This is a genomic window from Paraburkholderia sp. GAS33 (assembly GCF_050436645.1).
Classification (GTDB): domain Bacteria; phylum Pseudomonadota; class Gammaproteobacteria; order Burkholderiales; family Burkholderiaceae; genus Paraburkholderia; species Paraburkholderia phenazinium_B.
In genome coordinates, this window is record NZ_JBNDMP010000005.1 from 541,261 (window position 1) to 566,693 (window position 25,433).

General features: G+C 62.4%; 23 protein-coding genes, 1 tRNA gene and 1 pseudogene. 9 read left to right on the forward strand and 16 right to left on the reverse strand.

The features are described 5' to 3' along the window. The first annotated feature begins 16 nt into the window (after positions 1-16). The gene (ptsP, locus tag P3T24_RS19000; protein ID WP_429436826.1) at positions 17-2,575 is read left to right on the forward strand and encodes a phosphoenolpyruvate--protein phosphotransferase; all 2,559 of its coding nucleotides are present in this window, start codon (positions 17-19) and stop codon (positions 2,573-2,575) included. 84 nt (positions 2,576-2,659) lie between these two features. Beyond that, the gene (gene nagE / locus P3T24_RS19005) at positions 2,660-4,444 is read left to right on the forward strand and encodes an N-acetylglucosamine-specific PTS transporter subunit IIBC (protein WP_429436829.1); all 1,785 of its coding nucleotides are present in this window, start codon (positions 2,660-2,662) and stop codon (positions 4,442-4,444) included. Between the two features lie 142 nt (positions 4,445-4,586). On the opposite strand, the gene cydX is transcribed toward nagE, so the two are convergent. The 5 genes from cydX to rpoH all read right to left on the reverse strand — a co-directional run bounded on the left by cydX (position 4,587) and on the right by rpoH (position 9,042). After that, the gene (gene cydX, locus P3T24_RS19010; RefSeq protein WP_074263277.1) at positions 4,587-4,706 is read right to left on the reverse strand and encodes a cytochrome bd-I oxidase subunit CydX; all 120 of its coding nucleotides are present in this window, start codon (positions 4,704-4,706) and stop codon (positions 4,587-4,589) included. Between the two features lie 57 nt (positions 4,707-4,763). Then, complete coding sequence (gene cydB, locus P3T24_RS19015; RefSeq protein WP_429436832.1) at positions 4,764-5,900, reverse strand: cytochrome d ubiquinol oxidase subunit II; 1,137 nt, start codon at positions 5,898-5,900, stop codon at positions 4,764-4,766. Between the two features lie 53 nt (positions 5,901-5,953). Next, positions 5,954-7,552: a cytochrome ubiquinol oxidase subunit I gene (locus P3T24_RS19020; protein ID WP_429436834.1), complete on the reverse strand. Its 1,599-nt coding sequence runs from the start codon at positions 7,550-7,552 to the stop codon at positions 5,954-5,956. Continuing rightward, complete coding sequence (gene cydP / locus P3T24_RS19025; RefSeq protein WP_074263280.1) at positions 7,542-7,802, reverse strand: cytochrome oxidase putative small subunit CydP; 261 nt, start codon at positions 7,800-7,802, stop codon at positions 7,542-7,544. Before cydP ends, P3T24_RS19020 begins: the two co-directional genes overlap by 11 nt. Positions 7,803-8,106: 304 nt before the next feature. After that, entirely contained in the window at positions 8,107-9,042 is a 936-nt protein-coding gene (gene rpoH / locus P3T24_RS19030) for an RNA polymerase sigma factor RpoH (protein ID WP_074263281.1), read from the reverse strand. Positions 9,043-9,453: 411 nt separating this feature from the next. Between rpoH and P3T24_RS19035 the strand changes: the two are divergent. Together P3T24_RS19035 and P3T24_RS19040 are read left to right on the forward strand one after the other, a co-directional pair. After that, positions 9,454-9,593 (forward strand): annotated as a pseudogene (locus P3T24_RS19035) (acyloxyacyl hydrolase); the annotation flags it as partial. Positions 9,594-9,636: 43 nt separating this feature from the next. Next, a complete protein-coding gene (locus P3T24_RS19040) occupies positions 9,637-10,023 on the forward strand; it encodes a nuclear transport factor 2 family protein (RefSeq protein ID WP_074263282.1) in 387 nt (128 codons plus the stop codon). A 125-nt stretch (positions 10,024-10,148) separates the two neighbouring features. On the opposite strand, the gene leuA is transcribed toward P3T24_RS19040, so the two are convergent. Together leuA and ybiB are read right to left on the reverse strand one after the other, a co-directional pair. Then, a complete protein-coding gene (gene leuA / locus P3T24_RS19045; protein ID WP_429436836.1) occupies positions 10,149-11,888 on the reverse strand; it encodes a 2-isopropylmalate synthase in 1,740 nt (579 codons plus the stop codon). 405 nt (positions 11,889-12,293) lie between these two features. Next, positions 12,294-13,268: a DNA-binding protein YbiB gene (gene ybiB, locus P3T24_RS19050; protein ID WP_429436960.1), complete on the reverse strand. Its 975-nt coding sequence runs from the start codon at positions 13,266-13,268 to the stop codon at positions 12,294-12,296. A gap of 318 nt (positions 13,269-13,586) precedes the next feature. Between ybiB and P3T24_RS19055 the strand changes: the two genes are divergently transcribed. Together P3T24_RS19055 and maiA are read left to right on the forward strand one after the other, a co-directional pair. Further along, positions 13,587-14,285 (forward strand): fumarylacetoacetate hydrolase family protein, encoded by a 699-nt coding sequence (locus tag P3T24_RS19055; RefSeq protein ID WP_429436838.1) that lies wholly within the window; start codon positions 13,587-13,589, stop codon positions 14,283-14,285. 28 nt (positions 14,286-14,313) lie between these two features. Beyond that, positions 14,314-14,958: a maleylacetoacetate isomerase gene (maiA, locus tag P3T24_RS19060; protein WP_429436840.1), complete on the forward strand. Its 645-nt coding sequence runs from the start codon at positions 14,314-14,316 to the stop codon at positions 14,956-14,958. A gap of 132 nt (positions 14,959-15,090) precedes the next feature. Here the strand turns inward: maiA and ftsY are convergent, their stop codons facing one another. Further along, positions 15,091-16,275 (reverse strand): signal recognition particle-docking protein FtsY, encoded by a 1,185-nt coding sequence (gene ftsY, locus P3T24_RS19065; protein WP_429436843.1) that lies wholly within the window; start codon positions 16,273-16,275, stop codon positions 15,091-15,093. A gap of 248 nt (positions 16,276-16,523) precedes the next feature. Here ftsY and rsmD point away from each other — a divergent pair, with 248 nt between their 5' ends. The 3 genes from rsmD (at position 16,524) to P3T24_RS19080 (ending at position 18,084) form a co-directional block, all read left to right on the forward strand. Next, entirely contained in the window at positions 16,524-17,138 is a 615-nt protein-coding gene (rsmD, locus tag P3T24_RS19070) for a 16S rRNA (guanine(966)-N(2))-methyltransferase RsmD (RefSeq protein ID WP_074263287.1), read from the forward strand. A 113-nt stretch (positions 17,139-17,251) separates the two neighbouring features. Beyond that, the gene (gene coaD / locus P3T24_RS19075; protein ID WP_429286763.1) at positions 17,252-17,764 is read left to right on the forward strand and encodes a pantetheine-phosphate adenylyltransferase; all 513 of its coding nucleotides are present in this window, start codon (positions 17,252-17,254) and stop codon (positions 17,762-17,764) included. A gap of 65 nt (positions 17,765-17,829) precedes the next feature. Further along, the gene (locus P3T24_RS19080; RefSeq protein WP_074263289.1) at positions 17,830-18,084 is read left to right on the forward strand and encodes a YfhL family 4Fe-4S dicluster ferredoxin; all 255 of its coding nucleotides are present in this window, start codon (positions 17,830-17,832) and stop codon (positions 18,082-18,084) included. Between the two features lie 61 nt (positions 18,085-18,145). On the opposite strand, the gene hisC is transcribed toward P3T24_RS19080, so the two are convergent. The 8 genes from hisC to P3T24_RS19120 all read right to left on the reverse strand — a co-directional run bounded on the left by hisC (position 18,146) and on the right by P3T24_RS19120 (position 25,358). Next, positions 18,146-19,225, reverse strand: a complete 1,080-nt coding sequence (hisC, locus tag P3T24_RS19085; RefSeq protein ID WP_429436962.1) for a histidinol-phosphate transaminase — start codon at positions 19,223-19,225, stop codon at positions 18,146-18,148. A 14-nt stretch (positions 19,226-19,239) separates the two neighbouring features. Next, positions 19,240-19,842 (reverse strand): aminoacyl-tRNA hydrolase, encoded by a 603-nt coding sequence (pth, locus tag P3T24_RS19090; protein WP_429286765.1) that lies wholly within the window; start codon positions 19,840-19,842, stop codon positions 19,240-19,242. Between the two features lie 141 nt (positions 19,843-19,983). Further along, complete coding sequence (locus tag P3T24_RS19095) at positions 19,984-20,610, reverse strand: 50S ribosomal protein L25/general stress protein Ctc (protein ID WP_074263291.1); 627 nt, start codon at positions 20,608-20,610, stop codon at positions 19,984-19,986. Between the two features lie 165 nt (positions 20,611-20,775). Then, on the reverse strand, positions 20,776-21,732 hold the full coding sequence (locus P3T24_RS19100; protein ID WP_074263292.1) for a ribose-phosphate pyrophosphokinase: 957 nt from the start codon (positions 21,730-21,732) through the stop codon (positions 20,776-20,778). Positions 21,733-21,777: 45 nt separating this feature from the next. Continuing rightward, positions 21,778-21,854, reverse strand: a tRNA-Gln gene (locus tag P3T24_RS19105). A 53-nt stretch (positions 21,855-21,907) separates the two neighbouring features. After that, the gene (gene ispE / locus P3T24_RS19110; protein WP_429407055.1) at positions 21,908-22,789 is read right to left on the reverse strand and encodes a 4-(cytidine 5'-diphospho)-2-C-methyl-D-erythritol kinase; all 882 of its coding nucleotides are present in this window, start codon (positions 22,787-22,789) and stop codon (positions 21,908-21,910) included. A gap of 53 nt (positions 22,790-22,842) precedes the next feature. Next, positions 22,843-23,517, reverse strand: coding sequence for a lipoprotein insertase outer membrane protein LolB (gene lolB / locus P3T24_RS19115; RefSeq protein WP_074263294.1), 675 nt, complete (start codon positions 23,515-23,517; stop codon positions 22,843-22,845). After that, positions 23,517-25,358, reverse strand: coding sequence for a tetratricopeptide repeat protein (locus P3T24_RS19120; protein WP_429407058.1), 1,842 nt, complete (start codon positions 25,356-25,358; stop codon positions 23,517-23,519). The genes lolB and P3T24_RS19120 overlap by 1 nt, the downstream gene beginning before the upstream one ends. Between the last annotated feature and the right edge of the window lie 75 nt (positions 25,359-25,433).

Sequence of the window (25,433 nt, forward strand, 5' to 3'; positions counted from 1 at the left end):
TGAGGAGTCCGTTTTGATGAGCCCATCCCAAGGCCATATTGTTCTGCTTGCGCCCATGACCGGTCCGGTCGTACCGCTCGCGAACGTGCCCGACCCTGTGTTTTCGGGCGGCATGTTCGGCGACGGTATCGGCGTAGATCCGCTGGTGGGCCAACTCGTCGCGCCGTGCGACGGCGTGGTCACGCATCTCGCGCGCACCGGCCATGCTTTGACGCTGGCCACTGCCGATGGCGCGGAGATTCTGCTGCACATCGGCATCGACACGGTCGAGTTGAACGGCCGCGGTTTTACGCCGAAGGTTGTGCAGGGTGCGCATGTGCATACCGGCGACCTGCTGATCGAGTTCGATCAGGACCTGGTGGCATGCAATGCACCGAGTCTCGTGTCGGTGATCGCGGTTGCGAACTCGGACGCGTTCGAGATCGTCGAGCGCGCCGGTGCAGGCATGCTGAAGGCGGGAGAAACCCCGCTGCTGCTGCTGCGTCCGCGCGCCGGTGCGGCAGCGGAAGCTTCGCGCCAGGCCACCAACGTGACCGAAGAAGCGCGTCAGACGGTGACCTTGGTCCACGCAGGCGGTTTGCATGCGCGGCCGGCAGCGCGTGCCCGTGAAGCGGCACGTGGTCTCGATGCGCGCGTCGAAGTGCGTTATGAAGGGCGCAAGGCGCCGATAGAAAGTGTCGTTGGTTTGCTCGGCCTGGGCGCGGGCGAGGGCGCTACGGTAGAGATTCTAGGTGTAGGTGCGCAAGCGGCGGCGGCCGTGGAAGCAGTCGCGCATGAGTTGCTGCGCGAAGCGCATGGCGAAGCCGAGGAAAAGCCGGCACGCCAAAGCTCCCCGACGCCGCAACCGGTGGCGCAAACAGGTGGCGCGCCACTCGCGCCGAACACGCTTGTTGGCGTGTGCGCGGCGCCTGGCGTTGCGGTCGGCAAGCTGGTGCGATGGGATGACGCGGACCTCGACCCGCCTGAAATTGCGAGCGGCACATCGGCGGCGGAAAGCCGTCTGCTCGACAAGGCGCTGGCCACCGTCGACGCTGAACTGAATTCAACCGTGCGTGATGCTTCGCAGCGCGGTGCGCATGGTGAGGCGGGGATTTTCGCGGTACACCGTGTACTGCTCGAAGATCCGACGTTGCTCGATGCTGCGCGCGACCTGATCAGCCTCGGCAAGAGCGCCGGCTTTGCATGGCGCGAGTCGATCCGCGCACAGATTGCAGTCCTGACGAAAATCGACGATGCGCTGCTCGCGGAACGCGCAGCGGATTTGCGTGACCTCGAAAAGCGCGTGCTGCGGGCGCTCGGTTACTCGAACAACGCGGCGCGGACGCTGCCGGATGAAGCGGTGCTGGTGGCGGAAGAGTTCACCCCGTCCGATCTGTCATCGCTCGATCGCACACGTGTCACCGCGCTCGTGATGGCGCGCGGCGGCGCGACCTCGCACGCCGCGATTCTCGCGCGGCAGAGCGGTATTCCCGCGCTCGTCGCCGTGGGCGATGGGCTGCATACGATTCCCGAAGGCACCCAGGTTGTGGTCGACGCTACGGCGGGGCGAATCGAATTCGCACCGACCGCGCTTGACGTCGAACGTGCCCGCGTAGAACGTACGCGCCTCGCTGACGTACGCGAAGCGAACCGCCGCACGTCGCAACAGGCGGCGATGACCGCGGACGGCCGCGCCATCGAAGTGGCAGCGAATATCGCCACGCTCGAAGATGCGAAGACTGCAGTCGAAAACGGTGCCGACGCAGTCGGCCTGCTGCGTACCGAGCTGCTGTTCATTCACCGTGCGTCCGCACCAACGGTAGACGAGCATCGTCAAAGCTATCAGTCGATTGCCGACGCACTGAACGGGCGCACCGCGATCATTCGCACGCTCGATGTGGGCGCGGACAAGGAAGTCGACTATCTGACGCTGCCGCCCGAACCGAACCCGGCGCTGGGTCTGCGCGGCATCCGTCTCGCGCAGGTGCGCCCGGACCTGCTCGACGACCAGCTGCGCGGCCTGCTGGCGGTGCAGCCGCTCGGCGCCGTGCGCATCCTGCTGCCGATGGTGACCGACGTAGGCGAGCTGATCCATTTGCGCAAGCGCATCGACGACTTCGCCCGCGAGCTTGGCCGTACCGATCCGATCGAAGTTGGCGTGATGATCGAAGTACCGTCGGCCGCGCTGCTGGCCGATCAACTGTCGAAACACGCGGACTTCCTGTCGATCGGCACCAACGATCTGACCCAGTACACGCTGGCGATGGATCGCTGTCAGGCCGACCTCGCCGCCCAGGCTGACGGTCTGCATCCGGCGGTGCTGCGTCTGGTCGCAGCTACCGTGCAGGGCGCGAACAAGCATGGCAAATGGGTGGGCGTGTGCGGCGCATTGGCGGGCGATCCGCTGGCCGTGCCGCTGCTCGTGGGCCTGGGCGTCACCGAACTATCCGTGGACCCGGTGTCGGTGCCGGGCATCAAGGCGCGAGTGCGCAACCTCAATTATCAGCTGTGCCAACAACGCGCCCAGGATGTCCTGGCGCTGGAATCGGCGCAGGCGGTAAGAGCAGTGAGCCGCGAAACCTGGCCGCTGGACTGAACCCTGCATGGTCCACGGCGGAATTTCGCTCGACAACCATGTAAAGCAACGACTCGACGAAGAGACGAAGGATTGGAGATATAGATGGACGGGAATCCGTTTTTGAAGGTGCAGCGACTCGGCCGCGCGCTGATGCTGCCGATTGCAGTGCTGCCGGTCGCAGGGCTGTTGCTGCGACTCGGTCAGAGTGACGTACTGAACATCAAGATGATCGCCGACGCTGGCGGCGCGATTTTCGACAACCTGCCGCTGCTGTTTGCAATCGGCGTGGCAGTCGGCTTCGCGAAGGACAACAACGGCGTGGCGGCGCTCGCGGGCGCGATCGGTTATCTGGTCGAAACCGTGGTGATGAAGGACATCAACGACAAGCTCAATATGGGTGTGCTGTCGGGGATTATCGCGGGTATCGTCGCCGGCATGCTGTACAACAAGTACAAGGACATCAAGCTGCCCGATTACCTCGCGTTCTTCGGAGGGAAACGCTTTGTGCCGATTGTCACGGGGGTGACCTGTCTGGTGATAGGCATTGTGCTCGGCTACGTGTGGCAACCGGTGCAAGCCGCGATCGATATCGCCGGCCACTGGTTGACCACTGCGGGTGCGATCGGAGCCTTCGTGTTCGGCGTACTAAACCGCTTGCTGCTGGTGACGGGGCTGCACCACATCCTGAACTCGCTGACGTGGTTCGTGTTCGGCTCCTTCACGCCGCCGGGCGGCGGTGCCGCAGTGACGGGCGACCTGCATCGTTTCTTCGCGGGCGATCCGACCGCGGGTACTTTCATGACGGGTTTCTTCCCGGTCATGATGTTCGGTCTGCCGGCAGCGTGCCTCGCGATGTATCACGAGGCACCGAAGGAACGCCGTGCGATGGTCTTCGGTCTGCTGGCCTCAATGGCACTGACCTCGCTGCTGACGGGCGTGACCGAGCCGATTGAATTCAGCTTCATGTTCCTCGCACCGGTGCTGTATGTGATTCACGCGCTGCTGACCGGCATTTCGCTGGCTATCTGTTCGGCGCTCGGGATTCACCTCGGCTTCACGTTCTCCGCGGGGCTGATCGACTACATCCTGAACTATGGCCTGTCGACGCGCGGCTGGTGGGCGCTGCCGCTTGGCGTGATCTACGCGGTGGTGTACTACGGTTTGTTTCGCTTCTTTATCCGCAAGTTCAACATGGCCACGCCGGGTCGCGAACCTGCCGGTGCTGACGAGCAGGTGGGGTCGTTCGACAAGGGTGGCTTCGTTGCGCCGGCAGCGGCTGCTACTGCGAGCGCGCCGCGTGCACAGCGTTACATCGCTGCTTTGGGCGGTGCGGCCAATCTGTCTATCGTCGATGCCTGTACGACGCGTCTGCGGTTGTCGGTGGTCGATCCCAGCAAGGTCTCGGAAACGGATCTCAAGACTATCGGTGCGCGTGGTGTGTTGAAGCGCGGTGCAACCAGCGTGCAGGTGATTATCGGACCGGAAGCAGACATCATCGCCGATGAAATCCGGACTGTGATTGCGCAGGGTGGTAGTGTCGAAGCGAAGCCAGTGGTGGTGCCTGCTGCGGCAGCTACGGTCGCTGCCCCGGTTGCGGGCTCGCATGGTGGGCCGCTCGATCCTGATCCGGCTCGCTGGCTCGCCGTGTTCGGCGGTGCGACCAACGTCGTTTCGCTGGATGCGATTGCATCGACCCGTCTACGTGTCGTGGTGAGCGATCCGACTGCGGTGGATCGGCAGCGCCTTGCTGCGCTCGACGTTGCGTGGGTCTCGGCGGATACGTTTCACGTCGTTGTTGGTGAGGCTGCACGGCGGTACGCGCAGGTATTGTCGGCGCGTTTGCCGGCGGCAGGCGCAACCGGTGGGGCATCGCCGCAACCGGCCTGATGCGTGCGTGTAACGCGGAAGCGGCATCAAGCGTTGCTGTGTTGCACTGAGTGATGCTGAAACGAAGAACGGCGCCCAAGGGTGCCGTTCTTCGTTTACCGCTGTCCGTGTTTGCGATTCACGCGGGCGCTGTCACTACTACTCAATCCGCCTTGCGCTTCGCGGCCGCCTCTCCCGGACGGTTCGATTCAAGCCACATCACGTTGATAATGCCAAACGAGAGCGCTACGCCAATACCGAGAATCCAGCTGAAATACCACATCATTCGCTCCTATGAGTCCGTTTCAATCGGCTCCGCTGCGTCATGCTAATAAAGGCTTCAATACATCGAATGCCGGTTTTCTTCGAGCGCGGCCGCAGTCACCTTGCCGCGCATCACGCGGTACACCCAGCTCGTATAGATCAGGATGATCGGCAAGAAAATGATCACCGCGATCAGCATGATCTGCAGCGTCATCTGGCTCGAGGTCGAGTCCCACACCGTCAGACTGCTGCGTCCATCCAATGACGACGGCATGATGAATGGGAACATCGAAAAGCCAGCCGTCAGGACCACGCCGACGATCATCAGGCCGGTGCAGATGAACACGCTCTTCTCGAAGCGTGACTTCGCGAGCAGCAACGCCAGAACGCCGCCCACCACGCCGATCACCGGTGCCGCGACCATCCACGGGTAGGTCGAGTAGTTGGTGAGCCACAGGCCGGGTGCGCCGATCACGCTCTTTAGCAAGGGGTTGGCGACCGTATCGAACGGCGCCGCGTCGACGATCTGATAACCACCGATCAACGTCGCCACCAGCACGCCAGCGAGCAGGAACAACGCCACAGCAGCGAGCGACGCGATGCGCAAGGCCACTGAGGCACGACGCGCGATCACGTCATCCGTTTTCATCTTCACAAATGCGGCGCCGTGCGCGGCCAGCATCGACACGCTGACAAGCCCGCACAACACGGCGAACGGATTCAGCAGTGCGAAGAAACTGCCGTGATAGGTGACGCGCAGGTCGGTATCGAATGCGAACGGCACGCCTTGCAGGAGGTTGCCAAAGGCGACGCCGATCACCAGCGCCGGCACGAAGCCGCCGATAAACAGCGCCCAGTCCCACGCGCTACGCCAGCGAGGGTCTTCGCGTTTGCTGCGGTAGTCGAAGCCCACCGGCCGGAAGAACAGCGAGAACAACACCAGCAGCATCGCGAAGTAGAAGCCCGAGAACGACGCCGCGTAGACGAGCGGCCATGCCGCGAACATCGCGCCGCCAGCGGTGATGAACCAGACCTGGTTGCCTTCCCATGTCGCGCCGACGGTGTTCACAACGATGCGCCGCTCGGAGTCGGTCTTCGCGATGAACGGCAGCAGGATGGCTGTGCCCATATCGAAGCCGTCGGTAACGGCGAAGCCGATCAGCAGGACGCCGATCAGGACCCACCAGATCACTTTGAGGGTTGCGTAATCCATGATGATTTTTCCCTTTTACACAGCCAGGACAGCTTGCGCAGTCTGATGGCCGATCATGCAGCAGTGGTACTCAGCGGCTTGGACGGCTGACCCTGTGGCGGCGTCTCATGGTGATACCGTCCCGTATGCAATGACGACGGACCGAGCCGCGCGTACTTGAACATCAGCGTGATTTCGATCACAAACAGCGCCGTGTAAAACACCACGAAGCCGCCGATGCTCAGGTACAGGTCCGAGGCCGTCAGACTCGAAGCCGAGAGCGTGGTGGGCAGGATGCCGGCAATGGTCCACGGCTGACGCCCCAGTTCGGCGACGATCCAGCCGAATTCCGCCGCAAGCCACGGCAATGGAATCGCCCACACGGCCCAGCGCAGGAACCAGCGGCGCTTGTCCAGCAGCAGCGAGCGCTGCGCGCAGAACCAGAATGCGAGCAGGAAGGTCACGAGGAACAGGATGCCGAGGCCAACCATCATGCGGAATGAGAAGAACACCGGCAACACCGGCGGAATCGTCTTCTTCGCCGCCTGGGCGATCTGGTCCGGCGTGGCATCCGTGACGTTGGGTGTGAACTGCTTGAGCATCAGCGCGTAGCCGAGATTGTCCTTGTGCAGCGCGAAGGCGACCTTGGCGTCGTCGGTGGCATTGCCTTGTTTGAGTTGCTGCAGCGCGCCGTACGCAATCATGCCGTCCTTGATGCGCAGCTGGTTTTGCGCGATCAGATCCTTCAGACCGAGCACCGGCTCATCGAGCGAACGCGTCGCGATGATACCGAGCGCGTATGGAATCCGGATCGCATAGTCGGTCCGTTCTTCCTTCTGGTTCGGGATGCCAAATATCGTGAATGGTGCGGGCGCCGGCGCGGTCTCCCATTCCGATTCAATGGCGGCGAGTTTGACCTGCTGGACTTCGCCGGTGCGGTAGCCGGATTCGTCGCCGAGCACGATCACGCAGACCGTCGATGCGAGGCCGAAGCCCGCCGCTATCGCGAACGAGCGTAGCGCGAATTCCGTGTCGCGCCGCTTGAGCAGGTACCACGACGAGATGCCGAGCACGAACATCGAAGCCGTCACATAGCCGGCGGAAACCGTGTGCACGAACTTCACCTGTGCAACGGGATTGAACAGCACCGCGTAGATGCTCGACAGTTCCATCCGCATGGTTTCGTAGTTGAACTCGGCGCCGACCGGATTGTTCATCCAGCCGTTGGCGACCAGAATCCACAACGCGGACAGGTTCGAACCCAGTGCAACGAGGAAGGTGACGATCAGATGCTGCACCCGTGACAACCGTGGCCAGCCGAAGAAGAACAGGCCGACGAAGGTCGACTCGAGGAAGAACGCCATCAGCCCTTCGACCGCGAGCGGCACGCCGAAGATATCGCCGACGTAATGGGAGTAGTACGACCAGTTGGTGCCGAACTGGAACTCCAGCGTGAGACCAGTGGTGACGCCCATCGCGAAGTTGATGCCGAACAGCTTGCCCCAGAACTGCGTCATGTCCTTGTAGATCTGCTTGCCGGTCATCACGTAGACGGATTCCATGATGACAAGCAGCCAGGACAGTCCGAGCGTAAGGGGTACGAACAAAAAGTGATAAAGCGCCGTCACCGCAAACTGGAGACGCGAGAGGTCGACGACTTCGCTACCGGGCATGTTGATCACCTTGAGACGGATGCGGGGCGGGCGCGGAGAGCAGCGCCTGCGCGACGAGCGCGGGCGGCATGGACATGTTCTCCGCCATGGGATGATTGAAAAACGCGTACTTGAGCACCATCAGGAGTGCAAATTTGATGGCAAGCACGATGGCGATATCTCGCCCGAAGGTCGGTCCGCGTGCCCAGGCGGCGATTCGCGCGCGCAGGGCAGGGCGAGGCGGAGTCCTCTCGTGTAGCGTTATGGTCATGATCGGTCGATGGTTCGACTTCACACCGGTTTACCCGGCCGGATCCAGGCCGCGCAGACGGCTTGGAGAATGCATAACGATATTAAGATAGGGGCTGGCAGCGAGGAAGTTCGCGACTGTGGCATTGGGTCGCGTAGGCATGCCGTCCACGTCACTAATACAAGCAACCTTGCGCTACGTCAAGGAAATGGGGTGGGGTTGCGACGTGGTAAATGAAAAAGCCCCGCCGTCTTACGAGGGCAGGGCTGATGTCTTACAGAGCGCGGGCGAGTGTCTGACGGCGCCGAGTGCCGCCTATTTTGCGTTAAGCGTACTCGTTCAATGCGCTGCGCATTTTCTTCATGGCGCTCGCCTCGATCTGGCGAATGCGCTCGGCCGACACGCCGAATTCGTCTGCCAGGTCGTGCAGCGTCGAACCACCCGAACCGTCATCCTGCACCTGCAGCCAGCGGGCTTCGATAATCCGGCGGCTGCGTGCGTCCAGCGATTCGAGGGCGCTGGCGATGCCGTCGCTTTGCAGCTTGTCGCGTTGACGTGCTGCCAGCACGGCGGTCGGTTCGCTATGCGAATCGGCCAGATAGGCGATCGGCGCGTACGATTCCTCGCCGTCCTCCACCTGACCTTCCAGGGCGATATCGCCACCGGACAGGCGCGTTTCCATCTCGGCCACTTCCTCGCGCTTGACGTTCAGTTCCTTGGCGAGACCTTCGATCTCGTCCGGCGTGAACGCGCCCAAGCCTTGCTTGTGGCTGCGCAGGTTGAAGAACAGCTTGCGCTGCGCCTTGGTGGTGGCGACCTTCACCATGCGCCAGTTGCGCAGGATGTATTCGTGGATCTCGGCCTTGATCCAGTGCATGGCGTACGACACGAGACGCACGTTCTGCTCCGGATCGAAGCGCTTCACGGCCTTCATCAGGCCGATATTGCCTTCCTGGATCAGGTCGGCATGCGGCAGGCCATAGCCCAGATAGTTGCGCGCGATCGACACCACCAGTCGCAAATGCGACAGGACGAGGCGGCGCGCGGACTCCAGGTTACCCTGCTCGCGAAATTCGGTGGCGAACTGTCGTTCCTCCGCCGGCGTCAGCATCGGAATCCGGTTCACGGCCTGGATGTAGGCGTCGATATTGCCCAGTTGACCGGGCAGCAGCGAAGAATGCGAGAGCGCCAGTGCACCTGCCGAAGCGGCCTTAGCCGACGACGGGCTCAGAGTACTCGGAAGGGTCATTGCGTTGCTCACGTAGAAAACTCCTTTGGAATCAGCCAAAAGCTCAGTCGAACTTCGACTCCAGCGTGGATGTTAGCACTCTCAATATCCGAGTGCTAATACTTAGAGTATGTGGGGGTATCATGGTTCCCGTCTGGCTATTGAAATTTGATTTTCAATAGCATCATACGCTTTCTACGCTTTGACGGGGATGAGCGTAGGATTTGCTCTGGATGGGGGCGCCTTGGTGGACTGCCACCGGTTTTCGGCCTTTTCGAGTATTGGTCTGCTGAATTCCGGCTTTCTTCTTATGGTTTCTTGCGCCCGCGGCTTCGGGTATATGGGGTGCAGGACCGGCTTTTTCAAGGGCAATTTATGCGCGGTGGGTACCGCGATTGAAGTTGGATCGCGGCCGCGCCGCAATGTTCCTGCGTCCCCTCGACAGCCGACGTGGGGGTGGGCTTCGTATGTCGGCAGCAGCGTCTGGCGGTCTACCGGTTTTGGCGTCCTTCGCGAACGGCGGTATCAAAGAGCCCAAACCTGGTATAAATTTCAGCCAGCTATATTTGCAACGTAACTTCTAAGACCGCGGCCGCTGTCGGCCCGTCGAGGCAAAGGGGCTGAGCAATGTCCGCAAAGGTGATCGAGGCGATTCGTGGGCTCGAGCGCGACCGCTTTCGAGCGATGGTCGATGGCAACGGACCGTTGCTCGACTCGCTGCTCTCCGAGACCGTCAGCTATGTCCACACGAATGGCAAACGGGAAACGAAGCGGCAGTTCATCGACGGAATCACAGCGGGGCGCCGTCGTTATCGGCAGATCGAGATCCAGTCACAGGAGGTGCTGCCGGTGGGGCGTGAAACCTGTGTGATCGTCACGGGGCGAGCGCTCATCGAGATGGAGGCGAACAACGGCGCGTTGCTGTTCCCGATTGCCTATACGGCACTGCATGCGCAGGAAGACGGTGAGTGGCGGCTGGTCGCATGGCAGGCAACGCGTTGCGCGATCGAGTGAGGCCGGTGGGCTTCTCTCGCCGGGACGCTGGTTGAGCGACCCGTGCTCGTAGGCGCGGCAGATCGTGCCGCGCTTTCTTAAGGTTGTTGTCTGCTTTTGCGTCTGAGTTGAGCAGCCGGTTGCCGTCAGGCCGCGACTCTACGGTCGCGCTCTTGCCACGCCGCCGGATTTACCACTTCTGCCATATCTGTCCCGGCCGCCTCGTTTGTTCCGATTGCCCGGTTCACCGCGCTGACAACGGCATCCACGACCGCCGTCGCAGCTTCCGGGCTAACTCCAACGCCGTAACGGACCGCGTGCTCTCCGACCCTGCAGCCCACGAACACCGCCGTGCGCCCATCGGTGGTACGCGTGTTTTCAAACGAGATGACCTCAATCGTCTGCCCCGCAACTGCAGCGAACGCGGCGGCGACGCGCCGGGCGTGTTGCTCGTGCGGCGCATGTTGCCGGTCTTGCGGCTCGGACGGCCCACGGGGCCGATTCGCCGCCGCCACATTGACGTCGCGATCTTCCCACCGCACGGTTGAAGCGTTGACCCGCTGCGCCGGCCCTGCGGTCTCGAAGTACTCGCGGGCGAACAACGCACAGATCGCCTCACCGCTGATCTCGGCGCCACTGATATCTGTGGCGGCCTGCACCGCGTGGCTGAACTCGATCTGCACGCGGCGCGGCGGCGTGAAGCCCATGCCGCGTTCGAGCAGGTAGGTCGAGCCACCTTTGCCCGACTGGCTGTTCACGCGGATCACAGCGTCATAACTGCGGCCCACGTCGGCCGGGTCGACCGGCAGATAGGGCACTTCCCACACGGCGTCCGGCTTCTGCTGGGCAAAGCCCTTGCGAATCGCGTCCTGGTGCGATCCCGAGAACGCCGTATAGACGAGATCGCCCGCATACGGATGGCGCGGATGCACCGGCAACTGGTTGCAGCGCTCTACCACGCGGCGTACCGCGTCGATATTCGAGAAGTCGAGGCCTGGGTCGATGCCTTGGGTGTAAAGATTCATCGCCAGTGTGACGAGGTCGACATTGCCGGTGCGCTCGCCATTCCCGAAGAGACACCCTTCGACGCGATCCGCGCCCGCCAGCACGGCGAGTTCGGCGGCGGCGACCGCGGTGCCGCGATCGTTATGAGGATGCACTGACAGCACGATGCTGTCCCGGTAGCCGAGATTGCGGTCCATCCATTCGATCTGATCGGCGTACACGTTCGGCATCGCGGCTTCGACCGTAGCGGGCAGATTAATGATCATCTTCTGATCGCGCGTGGGCCGCCACGTCTGGGCGACCGCGTCGCATACCTCGCGGGCGAACGGCAGCTCGGTCATGCTGAAGGTCTCGGGCGAGTACTGGTAGATCCAGTGCGTCTGCGGCCGTGCTTGCGCGTACTGCTTGATCAGCCGCGTGCCTTCGACCGCGAGCGCCTTCACTTCGTCTTTCGACTGGTTGAAGACGATCTTGCGGAACGCCGGTGCGATCGCGTTGTACAAGTGGACGATCGCGCGCGGCACGCCTTCGAGCGCCTCGAAGGTGCGCGCGATCAATTCTTCGCGCGACTGGACGAGCACCTGGATCGTCACATCTTCTGGAACGCGCTTCTCGTCGATCAGCTTGCGCACGAAATCGAAGTCGGTCTGCGAGGCCGACGGAAAGCCGACTTCGATTTCCTTGAAGCCGATCCGGACCAGCATCTCGAAGAACTCGAGCTTTTGCGCGATGCTCATGGGCTCGATCAGCGACTGGTTGCCATCGCGCAGGTCGGTGGCCATCCAGATGGGGGCTTGCTGGATCGTGCGGCTGGGCCATTTTCGTCCGGTCAAACGGACGGCAGGGAACGGTCGGTATTTTTCAGCGGGATTGCGCAACATGATGAGCCTCGTTCGTTCTGTCGTATGCGAAGGGGCGTGGCCTCGAGCGGCTGGCGGGTTGCCACGGATGCGACCTTCGCGATTCGTCCGAACGGTAAACGGACGAATACAAACGACTGACAGGTTGTAAAAGGAACTACGGTTTGGGGTGCAACGGAACTGCGGGACTACTTTGAGGACCGGCTTTGAACCGCTGGGGCGGCCAACGCGCGGCGCTACGCCTGGCTTACGCTAGACGTAGCGATAGGGGCCGCGCTAGGCGGCCGGAGGTAATTCGGAGGGTGTTCGGAAGGGAACGCATGGGTCAAATGTATGCGAGCGGGCCGCCGCGTGTCAACCGCGGATGCGCGCAATGGATCGGTGCGCAGCCTCGCGCGAGGCGCCGTAGCGCCCGCGCGAAGCCCGTCACGCCGAGATTCGGGCGATCTCCGCGATCACGCCAATCTGCCGTTCGATCGCGCTCGGCACGGGCGCTTCGCCGCGCAGTACGGCATCGATCCACGCAGCGGTGGTAGCGGCGTCGCGTGCTTCGGGCAACTCGACTTCGGGGGCGTCTGCCGAGGAGCGCTCGGCGGCCACGCGTGTTTCGCAGATGCCGTCATGCAGCCAGTCGATCTGCACCTGCCGGCGCGTATCGGCGACGGCTTCGCCTTCTGTGCCGCGTGCGAGCAGCGCACCGCCTGCGGCCGCATCCGGATGAGTGACGAACAATTGGGTCAGGGCGTCACGATAGGGTGGATGCGTGTAGTTCACGAGCCGCAGCCCGGGCGGCGCGAACGGTTGCAGGATCTTGACGAGCGTGTGGGTGGAATTGCGCACGCCCATCCGGCGGCGCAGCGCCAGCAGGCGCGCGAGCTTCGGCGCGAGCGCGGTGATCGGCGCAAAGGCAAGGCGGCGCGAGGCGAGGCTGTCTTCGATCTGCGCATGGTCCTGCGCGTGCGCGATCTGCAGATGGGTGAAGATCTCGGCGCTGGTCACGCGGCCCGGGTCTTCAGTGACGCCGTGCACGAGTACCGGCACCCCTTCACGGGCCAGCAGCAGCGCGAGCAGCGGCACCAGGTTCGGCTGCTTGCGCGCGCCGTTGTAGCTGGGGATGGAAACCGGCCGGTAGGCGCTGTGTGCAATCTGGACCGGCTCGAACGAGGCGTGGGCGGCCGCCAGCATCGCGGCGAGCTCGTCAGCGGTTTCGCCCTTGACCCGGTACGCCAGTAGCACCGCGCCGAGTTCGAGATCGGAGACGCGTCCGTCGAGCATCGCGCTATAGAGCGCGTGCGTGTCTTCGGGCGTCAGCGCGCGCGCGCCGTTCGGGCCGCGGCCAATCTCCTTGATAAAGCGGGCGCAGGGGAAGTCGGGGACGGCGGTATCGGCGGATTCGGTCATCGGGCTTAGTGGGGCTGGGTGGCCAGGCGCGGCATTGACGGCGTCGGCCACGGTATTCAAAGGGTGTTCGTGTTGTCTGCGGCGGGATCGGTTGCGCTATTCGCAGATATGCCCGCAGCGGTATCTGTAGTGAGTATCGCATCTATGGCGTTTCCGCAAGTTGACACAGGGCTGCAAGCGTCAGCGGCTCATCTCATGCCGGGCGCCACCGCTGGGCCTCTCTGGACTGCCGGGTTCGCGCGCAGCCCGCTCCCCCTCGCGTTAAACTCAATGCTTTATTGCCGCGCTCGCGGCGCTTACTAAAGATTGGAGAACGGGATGAGTTACGTGTTTGCTCCCGCACCGGTAGTCGCGGTGCCGGTCGTCGGGTCCAGCGATCAATTCGCGGTGCGTCGTATTTACTGCGTGGGCCGTAATTACGAAGCGCACGCGCGCGAGATGGGGCACGATCCTGACCGTGAACCGCCGTTTTTCTTCAGCAAGCCCGCGGATGCCGTGGTCTATGTCGCTCCGGGCGAGACCGGCAAATTTCCGTACCCGGCCCAATCGAAGAACGTCCACTTCGAAATGGAACTGGTCGCGGCGATCGGCAAGCCGGGCAAAGACATTCCGGTCGGAGAGGCGCTGGAACATGTGTATGGCTACGCGCTCGGGCTCGATATGACGCGGCGCGATTTGCAGGCTGAAGCGAAGAAGCTGGGCCGCCCCTGGGATACCGCGAAGGGCTTCGATCACTCGGCGCCGCTCGGCCCGATCCATCCGGTTTCGAAGATTGGACAAGTCGATAAGGGCGCGATCTGGCTCACCGTCAACGGTGAAGAAAAGCAGCGCTCGGATGTGTCGCAGCTGATCTGGTCGGTGGCGGAGACGATTGCGTATCTGTCGACGCTGTTCGAACTGCAGCCCGGCGATCTGATTTTCACTGGCACGCCCGAAGGCGTCGGCGCTGTCGTGAAGGGCGACACGATGAAGGGCGGCGTGGACGGACTCGGCGAATTCAGCGTACGCGTCGTCTGAAGCTGCCGCAGGGAGGAGACAGACAAATATGAAGCTTTATAGCTATTTTCGTAGCTCGGCGGCGTATCGCGTGCGGATAGCCTTGAATCTGAAGGGGCTGCCGTATGACTATGCGCCGGTGCATCTGCTGCGCGATGGCGGCGAGCAGCTCAAGCCGGCTTATCGCCGGCTGAATCCGGATGCGATCCTGCCCACGCTCGTGGATGGCGACAACGTTTTGACGCAGTCGCTCGCGATCATCGAGTATCTGGAGGAAACGCATCCGGAGCCACCGTTGCTGCCGAAGTCGCCGGTTGATCGCGCATATGTGCGATCGGTGGCGCTGCAGGTGGCCTGCGAGATCCATCCCGTGAACAATCTGCGCGTTCTGAAATATCTGAAGCACACGGTAGGCGCCGACGACGCGACCAGGGACGAGTGGTACCGGCATTGGGTCGAGGCGGGTTTCACGACGCTCGAAGAGCATCTGGCGAGCGATTCGCGCACCGGCAAGTTCTGCTTCGGCGATACGCCGACGGTGGCCGATGCGTGTCTCGTGCCGCAGGTGTTCAACGCGCAGCGCTTCAAGATCGACCTGACGCGTTTTCCGACGATCCATCGCATTCACGATCAGGCGTTGCAGCTTGATGCGTTCGCGCGCGCGGCGCCCGGTGTGCAACCGGATGCGGAGTGAGGGGCGAGTCAATGGGCCGCTGAGCCATTGTGGCCAGGTATGGCACCAACAAAGAGGGCGCTCCGTGGAGCGCCCTCTTTGTTGGTGCCGCGATCTTGCGACTCACGCCGGCGAGATGCCCATCCGCGCTGTTTAGCCGCCGAGCAACGCGTCAGAAAACTCCTCGGCGCTGAACGGCTGCAAGTCCTCCACCTTCTCGCCCACGCCGATGAAGTACACCGGGATCGGCCGTTGCCGTGCAATGGCCGCGAGAATGCCGCCTTTGGCCGTGCCGTCGAGCTTGGTGACGATCAGGCCTGTGAGTCCGAGCGCATCGTCGAACGCTTTTACTTGCGTGAGCGCGTTCTGGCCCGTGTTGGCGTCGATCACGAGCAGCACTTCGTGGGGGGCACTGTCCATTGCCTTGCCGATCACGCGCTTGACCTTGCGCAGCTCTTCCATCAGATGCAACTGGGTTGGCAGGCGTCCGGCCGTGTCGGCCATCAGCACATCGATCTTGCGCGCGCGAGCTGCGCCGACCGCGTCGAAGATCACCGCGGCCGGGTCGCCACTTTCCTGTGACACGACCGTCACGTTGTTGCGTTCGCCCCAGATCGCAAGCTGTTCGCGCGCGGCCGCGCGGAAGGTGTCGCCTGCAGCCAGCAGCACCGACTGGTTGAAGCTCTGCAGATGCTTCGCGAGCTTGCCGATGCTAGTGGTTTTGCCGGCGCCATTCACCCCCGCGATCATCATCACGAGCGGCTGGGCGCGGCCGAGCATCAGTGATTTTTCGAGCGGTTTGAGCAGGTCGATCAACAGTGTGCGTAGCGCGGCCTTGACCTGTTGCGGCTCAGTCAGACGCTCAGCGCGGACTTTTTCACGCAGCGATTCGAGCAGAAATTCGGTGGCGTCGACACCTGCGTCGGACATCAGCAGGGCGGTTTCTAGCTCCTCGTAGAGGTCATCGTCGATCTTGGCGTTGATGAAGATGCCGGTCAGGTTCGAACTGGTCTTCGACAGACCGGTTTTCAGGCGCGTGAGCCAGGACCGCTTGGCCGCAGCTTCGGGCAACGGCGGCGGCACGATCTCCACGGTTTCGAGCGCGGTTTCCTCTTCAGGCTGCGCTTGCAGGGGCACAAGCGGCTCGATGTCGCTCACGGGCGCGGCTTGCGTGCCAGTGTTGCTGACGGGCCGCGGGGCGGTTGGTGCAGCAGGCACGGCCGGCCGTGCCGCGGCGGCTTCGGCTTGCGGAGCGACGGATTCCTGCGCCGTCTGCGATTCCTCGGGCGTCGCGTCAGGGTCTTTCGAACCCTTGAATCGTTTGAAAAAGCTGAACATGTTCTGGCGTGGTGAGAGCGAGCGCCGGTGCGCGCAGCCGGTTGGGCCCGGTGGCAGCGGCAGGCAGCGTGACAATGCGGGATGCAAGGCGCTGGAAGGCGCTTATTTTATCAGGCATGTCTGATCTGGCCGCATTAGCCGTCCGGCCAGGGTGAGATGCTTTTCACCCTGTGGTAACGTTGCCTCTCCAACCCCGGTGCAAAAGCGCCTATGGGTAACTGCCTAACCGTTTAACCGTTCGAATCTGCATGCCTCGTCCTTCTACCTCCCGCGCGCCAGCTGCTCCGTCTCACCGCGGCAAACCGCACGCCATCCGCATCATTGGCGGCGACTGGAAGCGCACACCGTTGCCTGTCCTCGACCTCGACGGCCTGCGTCCTACGCCCGACCGCGTGCGGGAAACGCTCTTTAACTGGCTCGGTCAGCGCCTTGACGGCCAGCGTTGCCTCGATCTGTTTGCCGGCAGCGGGGCGCTGGGCTTCGAGGCGGCTTCGCGCGGCGCGGCACGGGTCTTGATGGTCGAGCGCCACGGTAAGGCGGCCGGGCAATTGCGTGCCAATCAGGCGCGCCTCGCGCCCAACACCATAGAAGTGGCCGAAGCGGACGCGCTGCGCCTCGCGGCGAGCCTCGCACCCGGTTCGTTCGACGTGGTGTTCCTCGATCCGCCGTTCGATTCCGACCTGCTGGGCCGTGCGCTGGAACTGGCGGCACCGCTCGTCAGCGCCGAAGGATTCCTCTATGTGGAAGCCGGGGATGCGCTCGACGTCGCACAGACGCCCGCGCTGGCGGGCTGGACCATCGTTCGGCAGGGGAAGGCTGGGGCGGTCCACTATCATTTGCTGCAGCGCGAAAATGAGGAATAATGCGCGTTCCAAAACAAGCGCCGGACGGCTAGCCGTCACGCGCGCGACCGGCGGCAAACGCGCCCTGCGGGCGTGCTTGACGTGCCCATTTGTCTGAAGAGAGGAGAAGTGTCATGGTAGTCGCCGTGTACCCGGGTACGTTCGACCCGCTGACGCGCGGTCACGAAGACCTCGTTCGGCGCGCGTCGAGCATTTTCGACACGCTGGTGGTAGGCGTCGCCGACAGCCGCAACAAGAAGCCGTTCTTCACGCTCGAAGAGCGCCTCGATATCGCTCACGAAGTCCTCGGTCATTACCCGAATGTGCAGGTAATGAGCTTCAAGGGGCTATTGAAGGATTTCGTCCGCACCAACAACGCCCGTGTGATCGTGCGCGGCCTGCGCGCCGTGTCGGACTTCGAATACGAATTTCAGATGGCCGGCATGAACCGCTATCTGCTGCCCGACGTCGAGACCATGTTCATGACGCCATCGGACCAGTATCAGTTCATCTCCGGCACCATCGTGCGCGAGATCGCGCAGCTGGGCGGCGACGTCAGCAAGTTTGTGTTCCCGTCCGTGGAAAAGTGGCTGAAGGACAAGGTGGCTTTGCTGGATCAGGACAACGGCCAGGCGGGACAGTCCTAACCGGCGTAAACTAGTGGTTTGACGGAACGAAAGCCGGCCTCGCGCCGGCCCGAAGTGAGAAAAGCATGGCCCTGATGATTACCGACGAGTGCATCAATTGCGACGTCTGCGAGCCCGAGTGCCCGAACGACGCAATTTCGATGGGCCCGGAAATCTATGTGATCGACCCGAAGAAATGCACCGAATGCGTCGGTCATTTCGACGAGCCGCAGTGTATCCAGGTGTGCCCGGTGGAGTGCATTCCGCGCGACCCGGAACATCTGGAGACGCCCGAAGGCCTGATGGCGAAGTATCACGCGCTGCAGGCCGCCAAGGCCTGAGCAGTCTGTTTTGGCGAGACGCGCGCGCCTCGCCATACGCACCCTTCGCCTTCCCGCGTGCTTAGCCTGCGTGCGTGCGAAATATATCCTTCAGCGCTTCCAGCAAAGTATCGCATTCCGCATCAGTGCCGATCGAGATACGCAAATGCTGATCGATGCGCGGCGCCTTGAAATGGCGCACAAAAATCTCCTTCTCCTTTAGCCGCAAGGCAAGCGTGGCCGCGTCATAGCCTTCGTGGCGGGCGAACACAAAATTCGCCCCCGACGGCACGACGCTGAAGCCAAGCCCCGTCAGGCCCGCAGACAGACGCTCGCGGCTCGCGATAACTTTCGCGCAACTATCGCGGAACCACACATCGTCCTGATAGGCGGCGATTGCTGCGACCTGTGCAAGCCGGTCGAGCGGATAGGAGTTGAAGCTGTCCTTGACGCGCGTCAGCGCTTCGATCAGCGCCACATTGCCGAACGCAAAACCCACGCGCATGCCGGCCAGCGAGCGCGACTTCGAGACGGTCTGCGTCACCAGCAGATTCGGATAGCTGTCGATCAGCGAGATCGCCGATTGCGCGCCGAAGTCCACATATGCCTCGTCGATCACCACAACCGAGTCGGTATGCCGTGCCACCAGCCGCTCGATTTCGCCGAGCGGCAAAGGGTGGCCGGTCGGCGCGTTCGGATTCGGCAACAGAACACCGCCGTTGGGCAAATCGTAGTCGTCGACGCGGATGGCGAACGCGTCATCCACGGGAACGGTCCGGTAATCGACCTCGAACAGGCCGGCGTACGTCGGATAAAAGCTGTACGTGATGTCCGGGAACAGGATCGGCTTGTCGTGCTTGAGCAGCGCCTGGAAGGTCAGCGCGAGAACTTCGTCCGAACCGTTGCCGGCGAACACCTGTTCGGCGCGGATGCCGTGGTGCGCCGCGACCGTCTCGCGCAGCTTGCGTGCGGTCGGGTCGGGATAGCGTCGCAGCGATTCCGCGCTGTCACCGAGTTCATGACGGATCGCGTCCAGCACGCGCGGCGACGGAGGATACGGGTTCTCGTTGGTGTTCAGCTTGACCGGATGGGCGAGCGCGGGCTGTTCGCCCGGCACATACGGCGTCAGACGGTGGACGATGTCACTCCAGTAACGGCTCAAACTTGCCTCCATATTCAGCTGCTGCGATGCAACTGCATTACCGCCCGGTCGAGCTCGCCCTTGACGACGAGCGGCATCTGTACGAGCGCGCGTTCGATCGATGCGTCAATCACATCCTGCTCTTCGCGGCGCGGCGGCTTCAGCACGTAGTTGGCAACATCCGGCTTGGCGCCAGCACGCGCACTTTCCGGAATCAGATCGCGCGGATGGCCAATGCCGATACGCAGCCGCCAATATTGTTGCGACGAGAGATGCGCGGAGATGTCCTTCAGGCCGTTATGCCCGCCGCTGCCGCCACCGAGCTTCAGCTTGACGGTGCCGGGCGGCAGATCGAGTTCGTCGTGCGCAACCAGAATCTCATCGGGCAGGATCTTGAAGAAATGCGCGAGCGCGACGACCGATTGCCCCGAGCGGTTCATATACGTCTGCGGCTCGAGCAGATGGACCTCTTCGCCATGCAGACGGGCCTTCGCATAGAAACCGTGAAAGCGCCGCTCGTCACGCAAGGTGGCGCCGGCTTCGCGCGCCAGTTGATCGACCAGCCAGAAACCGGCGTTGTGACGCGTCGCGGTGTATTCGGCGCCCGGGTTGCCGAGCCCCACGATCAGCTTGATCATGATTGATTCATGATGGGTTAAGGGCCGGCGGCGTACCACGCGACCTGAAAAAACGAAAAAAAACCCGCCGGGGCGAACCGCGGCGGGTCATATCGTCCGTTCCATTGAAACGGATCGAGAGGATTGCTCGCTCTATGCAGCTTAAGCGGCCGGCGTTTCGCCTTCGCCAGCAGCAGGAGCAGCAGCGTCGCCTTCAGCGACAGCGCCAGCCGGGATCGTCGCGGATGCGATCACCGGGTTTTCAGCTTCGATGTGTGCAATCAGCGCGACACCAGCCGGCAGGACGATGTCCTTGGCGTGCATCGTTTGACCTGCTTCGATCTTCGCGAGGTCGACTTCGAGGAACTCAGGCAGTGCCGACGGCAGGCACTCGATTTCGATTTCGTTCAGAACGTGCGAGATCACCGCGCTCGACAGCTTGACTGCCGGGTTCGATTCCTGGTTCATGAAGTGCAGCGGCACCTTGGTGTGCAGCTTCTTCGTTGCGTCGACGCGCTGGAAGTCCACGTGCAGCACGAGCTGACGGAACGGATGGTATTGCACGTCGCGCAGCAGAACCTGTTGCGCCTTACCGCCGACTTCCAGATCGAGAATCGACGAATGGAAAACTTCTTTCTTCAGGGCGTGCCACAACGCGTTGTGATCGAGTTCGATCATTTGCGGTTCAGCACCAGCGCCATAAACGATTGCCGGCGTCTTGCCGGTAATACGCAGGCGGCGGCTCGCACCCGTACCTTGCTGTGAACGCTCGAAAGCGACTACTTTCATTTTGAATCTCCAATGCACTGCCCGCGACCAGGCAGTAAAAACGGGGCCTTCATGCCAGATTGGCTGAGGCCCCAGACTCGACGGCACGAACCTTCGTTCGTCCATGCCGATTGTGCAAAAGCGCAGCGTGCGATTTGTAACCGCGCGTCGCGCCTTCGCAAATACTTAACTTTCCGCAAACAGCGACATCACCGAATCGCCGCGGCGGATCCGCGAGAACGTTTCGGCCAACAGACCTGCGCTCGTCAGCGAACGGATCTTGGCGCACGAGCGGGCTTCTTCGCCGAGCGGGATCGTGTCCGTGACGACAAGTTCGTCGAGCGCGGATGCAGCAATACGCTCGCCGGCACCGCCCGACAGAACCGGGTGGGTTGCATACGCGAACACCTTGATTGCGCCGCGCTGCTTCAATACCTGTGCAGCCTTGCAGAGCGTGCCCGCGGTGTCGACCATGTCGTCCATGATCACGCAGGTACGGCCTTCGACTTCACCGATGATGTTCATCACCTCAGCGATATTCGCCTTCGGGCGGCGCTTGTCGATGATCGCGAGATCGCAGTTCAGTTGCTTGGCCAGTGCACGGGCACGGACCACACCGCCGACGTCCGGCGACACGACCAGCAGGTTCTCGTGATTTTGCTTGCGCAGATCGCCGAGCAGCACGGGCGTGGCGTAGATGTTGTCGACGGGGATGTCGAAAAAACCTTGAATCTGGTCAGCGTGCAGATCCATCGTGATGATCCGCTCGACGCCAGCGATTTCCAGCATGTTCGCCACCACCTTGGCCGAGATCGCGACGCGTGCCGAACGCGGGCGACGATCCTGGCGGGCATAGCCGAAGTAGGGGATAGCAGCGGTGATCCGGCCAGCGGATGCGCGCTTGAGCGCATCGACCATGATCATCAGTTCCATCAGGTTGTCGTTCGCCGGCGCGCACGTGGATTGCAGGACGAAGACATCCTTGCCGCGCACGTTTTCCTGAATCTCGACCTGGATCTCGCCGTCCGAAAAACGGCTGACCATCGCTTTGCCGAGGGGAATACCGAGGATTTTTACGACTTCGTGTGCAAGCGCGGGATTCGCGTTGCCAGTAAAAACCATCAGGCCGTCATGGCTGCTCATCATGCACCTGCTTCTGGCTGGGGGGCGAGGAACTGCGAGAATTTTTGGCAGGGGAGGAAGGACTCGAACCCTCGAATGCCGGAATCAAAATCCGGTGCCTTAACCAACTTGGCGACTCCCCTACACTAACTTTGAGCTTCCCCGAGCGTGTAGGACCGCTCGACGATGCAAAACTTTATGACGCGAAGCCGAATAGTGGATGTGTATCCAAGCTTGCTGTTACCGCGCTGTTCCATTCGCCTGGCAGTTTGGCTTGCACCGCTTCTGCTTCATCGCGACTTTGGAACGCTGCAAAAACGCTTGCACCTGATCCAGTCATCCGCGCGGGTGCGACGTTGTCAAACCATCCCAACACCTGCGCAACTTCTGCGTATTTTCCCACGACAACTTGCTGCATGTCATTCCGGCCAAAACTGTCGGGCCATCCCGTACTGCAAGTTTGTTGTGCAAGAAAGTCCGTAATTGTGAGGGGTTTTGAGTCCCTTGTCAACGATTTCTCGGAGAAAATCGCTGCAGTTGGAACGTGAACCCTTGGTGTCACAACGAGGAAATATCGCGGCGGCAATTGTACAACCTCCAATGCCTCTCCGACACCCTCTGCAAACGCATTTTTTCCGAACACAAAGAACGGCACATCGGCACCCAGCTTCAGTGCAATTGCCTGCAGTTCTTCGCGCGGCAGAGCGAGCTTCCACAGACGGTTCAGCGCCAGCAGCGTGGTGGCCGCGTCCGAACTGCCGCCGCCGAGGCCGGCGCCCATCGGCAGCCGTTTCTCGATCGCAATGTCGACGCCTTCCTGCGTGCCCGTATGGCTTTTCAGCAGTACCGCGGCTCGCACCGTCAGATCCTGTTCCGGCGGCACACCGGAGATGTCGCTGCTACGCGTGACGAGACCGTCGGACCGTCGCGTGAAATGCAGCGTGTCGCCCCAGTCGAGCAACTGGAACACGGTCTGCAGCGAGTGATAGCCATCCGGCCGCCGGCCGGTGATGTGCAGGAAGAGATTGAGCTTCGCTGGCGCAAGGCAGTCGCGCAGCGAATCGTTTGTTTCGGTCATGAGTAAAGACGAATTGCAGCAGGCGAGTCGTACGGGTAGTGCGCTTCGCCAGGTTACTGGTCGAGTACCAGCTTGATTTCGAGTGGCGGTTCCTGGCGGCTCAGATTGACGCGCTTGAGGCCAGTGGCCGGTGCATCGGCATACGCGACGTAGTTGATGGTCCAGCCGTCCTGAACGATTTCCTTCAGATGCGCGGGATCCTGCGGATCCTGCTCAGTCCTGGCTCGCGAAGTGGGCGCGGCCGAGGGCTGCAACCAGTAGCGCAGGCCTTCGACAGGCAACGCAAAGCCGAGCGCATTCTGCATCAGCGTGGACACGTTGTCGGCGGTGAGTGGCTGGCGATTCGGCAGTTCGAGCGAGGCAGAGGCTGGCGACGATGTGACAATCGCGAGTGTCTGACCGAGCGGGTTACGCAACTGCAGCGTGACCGTGTCGCCGGCTTCCTGCCAGTCGAAGTTGCCGTAGGCGTTGCGTTGCGCGCCGTTCTGATCGACGTACTGGACGGCGAAGCGGCCGTGATAGGCGCGGCTTGTTTGAGCCGTGACCGAGGTCGTGGCGTTAGACGTCGACGGTTGCCGCGGTGTCACCGAGGCGCACCCGGTCAATCCGGACACCGTGACGACAGCCGCCGCTGCGAACCCCAGCGCCGCGCGGCGGGGCGCCTGGAAATAATGGAACCAGCCAGCAAGCCAGTGCGCGGAGCGGATAGAGCGGTTCGAAATGAGCATCAGAGATCGTTCACCTGAAAACGTGCGAGCGTTTTGAGGAGCGTATCGTTGTCCGGTTCGAGCTTGCGGGCTTCACGCCAGGCGTCGCGCGCCTGATCCTGGGCGCCGGTCTTCCACAGTACTTCGCCAAGATGCGCGCCGATTTCTGCATTGGGCTGCAGATTGTAGGCCTTGCGCAGCAGCGTGAGCGCATCCGACGTATCGCCGAGGCGATACTTGACCCAGCCCACGCTGTCCATGATGAACGCATCGTTCGGCGCCAGCGACGCGGCCTTCTGGATCAGCTTGTCCGCTTCCTGCAGGCGCACGCCGCGGTCCGCCAGTGAATAGCCGAGGGCGTTGTAGGCCTGCGGATTGTCCGGCTGCGTGTCGATCAGCCTGCGCAACTGCGCTTCCATGATGTCGTAGTGGCCGTTCTTCTCGGCCGCCATCGCATAGTCGTAGGTCAGATCGGGGTCGTCGGGGAAGTCGGCGGTGGCTTGCGCCAGGCGCGCTTCCGCTTCCGGATAACGCTTCGAGTCGAACAGGATGGCGGCGTCGGTGCGGTCGATCAAGGCCTGATCGCGTGGGTCAGGCGCTCGCAGGCCCGCCAGCAGCTTGCGGGCGTCGTCCGGCTTGTTCTGCTTTTCGAGCAACTGGGCGCGCGTGATCTGCGCCGGAATGTACTGCTGGCTCGTCGGCGCAATCTTGTTCAACCAGTCGCCTGCCGCTGCGTCGTTCTTCTGCTCGAGCGAGATCTGCGCGAGATAGATGTAGGCCTGGCCCGGATCGGCACCGGTCGTCTTCTCCGCTTTCTGCGCGTACTGCTGCAGATAGGTCTGCGCGGTTGGATAGTCCTTTTTCTGGATCGCGATCAGCGCGAGCGCCATCATCGGCGTCAGATCGTTCGCGTTGTCCTTGTGCATCTCAACGAACTGCGCCTGCGCGTCGTCGAGACGGTCGCTGGCCAGATACATCTGGGCCAGCGCGAGCCGGGCATCATGCGATTTCGGATTTTGCTGGACGTACTTCTCGAGCGACGCGATGCCTTCCTTGCGCTCTTCCGGACCCATCTGCGAGAGCGTGAGCGCCGCGGGCAGATAGTCGGGCTTCAAGGCGAGCGCCTGCTCGAGCGACTTGCGCGCGCCCGGCGCGTCGTTCGCCACGATCTGCTGACGGGCGATAGCCAGTTGCGCTTCCGGCCGGTTCATGTCGTTCTTCAGCAGATCCTGCAGCACATGCAGGCCGCCAATGCGATTCGGACCGCGCGAGAGCAGCAGTTGCAGCGAGAGGATCGCGCTGCCGCGATTCGCTTCCGGCACCTTCGCCAGTTCGCGCGTGAGCAGCGGCTCTGCGTCGTCAGGCTTGCCCGACAGAACGAGCAGCGACGCATCGAGTTGCGCCGCGCGTTCCGACGAGGGCGCATACTGCTGCCACAATTGCGCGGCCGCGAGGGCGTCCGAAGGACTCTGCGCTGCCAGCGCGATCTCCGTGGCGCGTTGCGCCATGCGCGGATCGTGCGTGTCGCGCGCAAGCGCAAGGTACGTTTGATAAGCCGGCGCCGGCTGGTCGCGCTGCAAGGCGACTTCCGCCGCGAGCACCTGGAACACGATCTGGCTCGACAGGGCAATATCGGGCAGATTTTTCTGGTCTTCAGGCGTTTGCGCACCGAGCGCGTCCGGGATGGACACGGAGTTGTCGTCCGAATCGGACGAGGGATCCTGCGCGTGCCCCGGCAAGGCGGCGAGCGCCCACACGGCAAGCGCCGCCGCACCTAACAGGCGTCGGGCGGAGACAGCGTGCGGCACGCGGGAGGCGCGCGACGGGCGCTTCGAAAACAGCTTCACGAAGGACAAGTTCATGGAAATCCGTTCAATGTTTCGGACGATTGTAACGCGCTCGCTACAATAAGCGCACAACCACTCACGCAAGTTGCA

Coding starts and splice junctions, on each gene's coding strand:
- pth (WP_429286765.1), bottom strand. CDS start 19,842: ATGATCAAGCTGATCGTGGGGCTCGGCAACCCGGGCGCCGAATACACC.
- P3T24_RS19120 (WP_429407058.1), bottom strand. CDS start 25,358: ATGAACTTGTCCTTCGTGAAGCTGTTTTCGAAGCGCCCGTCGCGCGCC.
- lolB (WP_074263294.1), bottom strand. CDS start 23,517: ATGCTCATTTCGAACCGCTCTATCCGCTCCGCGCACTGGCTTGCTGGC.
- nagE (WP_429436829.1), top strand. CDS start 2,660: ATGGACGGGAATCCGTTTTTGAAGGTGCAGCGACTCGGCCGCGCGCTG.
- coaD (WP_429286763.1), top strand. CDS start 17,252: ATGGTAGTCGCCGTGTACCCGGGTACGTTCGACCCGCTGACGCGCGGT.
- cydB (WP_429436832.1), bottom strand. CDS start 5,900: ATGGATTACGCAACCCTCAAAGTGATCTGGTGGGTCCTGATCGGCGTC.
- maiA (WP_429436840.1), top strand. CDS start 14,314: ATGAAGCTTTATAGCTATTTTCGTAGCTCGGCGGCGTATCGCGTGCGG.
- P3T24_RS19020 (WP_429436834.1), bottom strand. CDS start 7,552: ATGCCCGGTAGCGAAGTCGTCGACCTCTCGCGTCTCCAGTTTGCGGTG.
- P3T24_RS19100 (WP_074263292.1), bottom strand. CDS start 21,732: ATGAGCAGCCATGACGGCCTGATGGTTTTTACTGGCAACGCGAATCCC.
- P3T24_RS19080 (WP_074263289.1), top strand. CDS start 17,830: ATGGCCCTGATGATTACCGACGAGTGCATCAATTGCGACGTCTGCGAG.
- ybiB (WP_429436960.1), bottom strand. CDS start 13,268: ATGACCGAATCCGCCGATACCGCCGTCCCCGACTTCCCCTGCGCCCGC.
- cydX (WP_074263277.1), bottom strand. CDS start 4,706: ATGTGGTATTTCAGCTGGATTCTCGGTATTGGCGTAGCGCTCTCGTTT.
- P3T24_RS19055 (WP_429436838.1), top strand. CDS start 13,587: ATGAGTTACGTGTTTGCTCCCGCACCGGTAGTCGCGGTGCCGGTCGTC.
- cydP (WP_074263280.1), bottom strand. CDS start 7,802: ATGACCATAACGCTACACGAGAGGACTCCGCCTCGCCCTGCCCTGCGC.
- leuA (WP_429436836.1), bottom strand. CDS start 11,888: ATGTTGCGCAATCCCGCTGAAAAATACCGACCGTTCCCTGCCGTCCGT.
- rsmD (WP_074263287.1), top strand. CDS start 16,524: ATGCCTCGTCCTTCTACCTCCCGCGCGCCAGCTGCTCCGTCTCACCGC.
- ftsY (WP_429436843.1), bottom strand. CDS start 16,275: ATGTTCAGCTTTTTCAAACGATTCAAGGGTTCGAAAGACCCTGACGCG.
- ispE (WP_429407055.1), bottom strand. CDS start 22,789: ATGACCGAAACAAACGATTCGCTGCGCGACTGCCTTGCGCCAGCGAAG.
- ptsP (WP_429436826.1), top strand. CDS start 17: ATGAGCCCATCCCAAGGCCATATTGTTCTGCTTGCGCCCATGACCGGT.
- P3T24_RS19095 (WP_074263291.1), bottom strand. CDS start 20,610: ATGAAAGTAGTCGCTTTCGAGCGTTCACAGCAAGGTACGGGTGCGAGC.
- P3T24_RS19040 (WP_074263282.1), top strand. CDS start 9,637: ATGTCCGCAAAGGTGATCGAGGCGATTCGTGGGCTCGAGCGCGACCGC.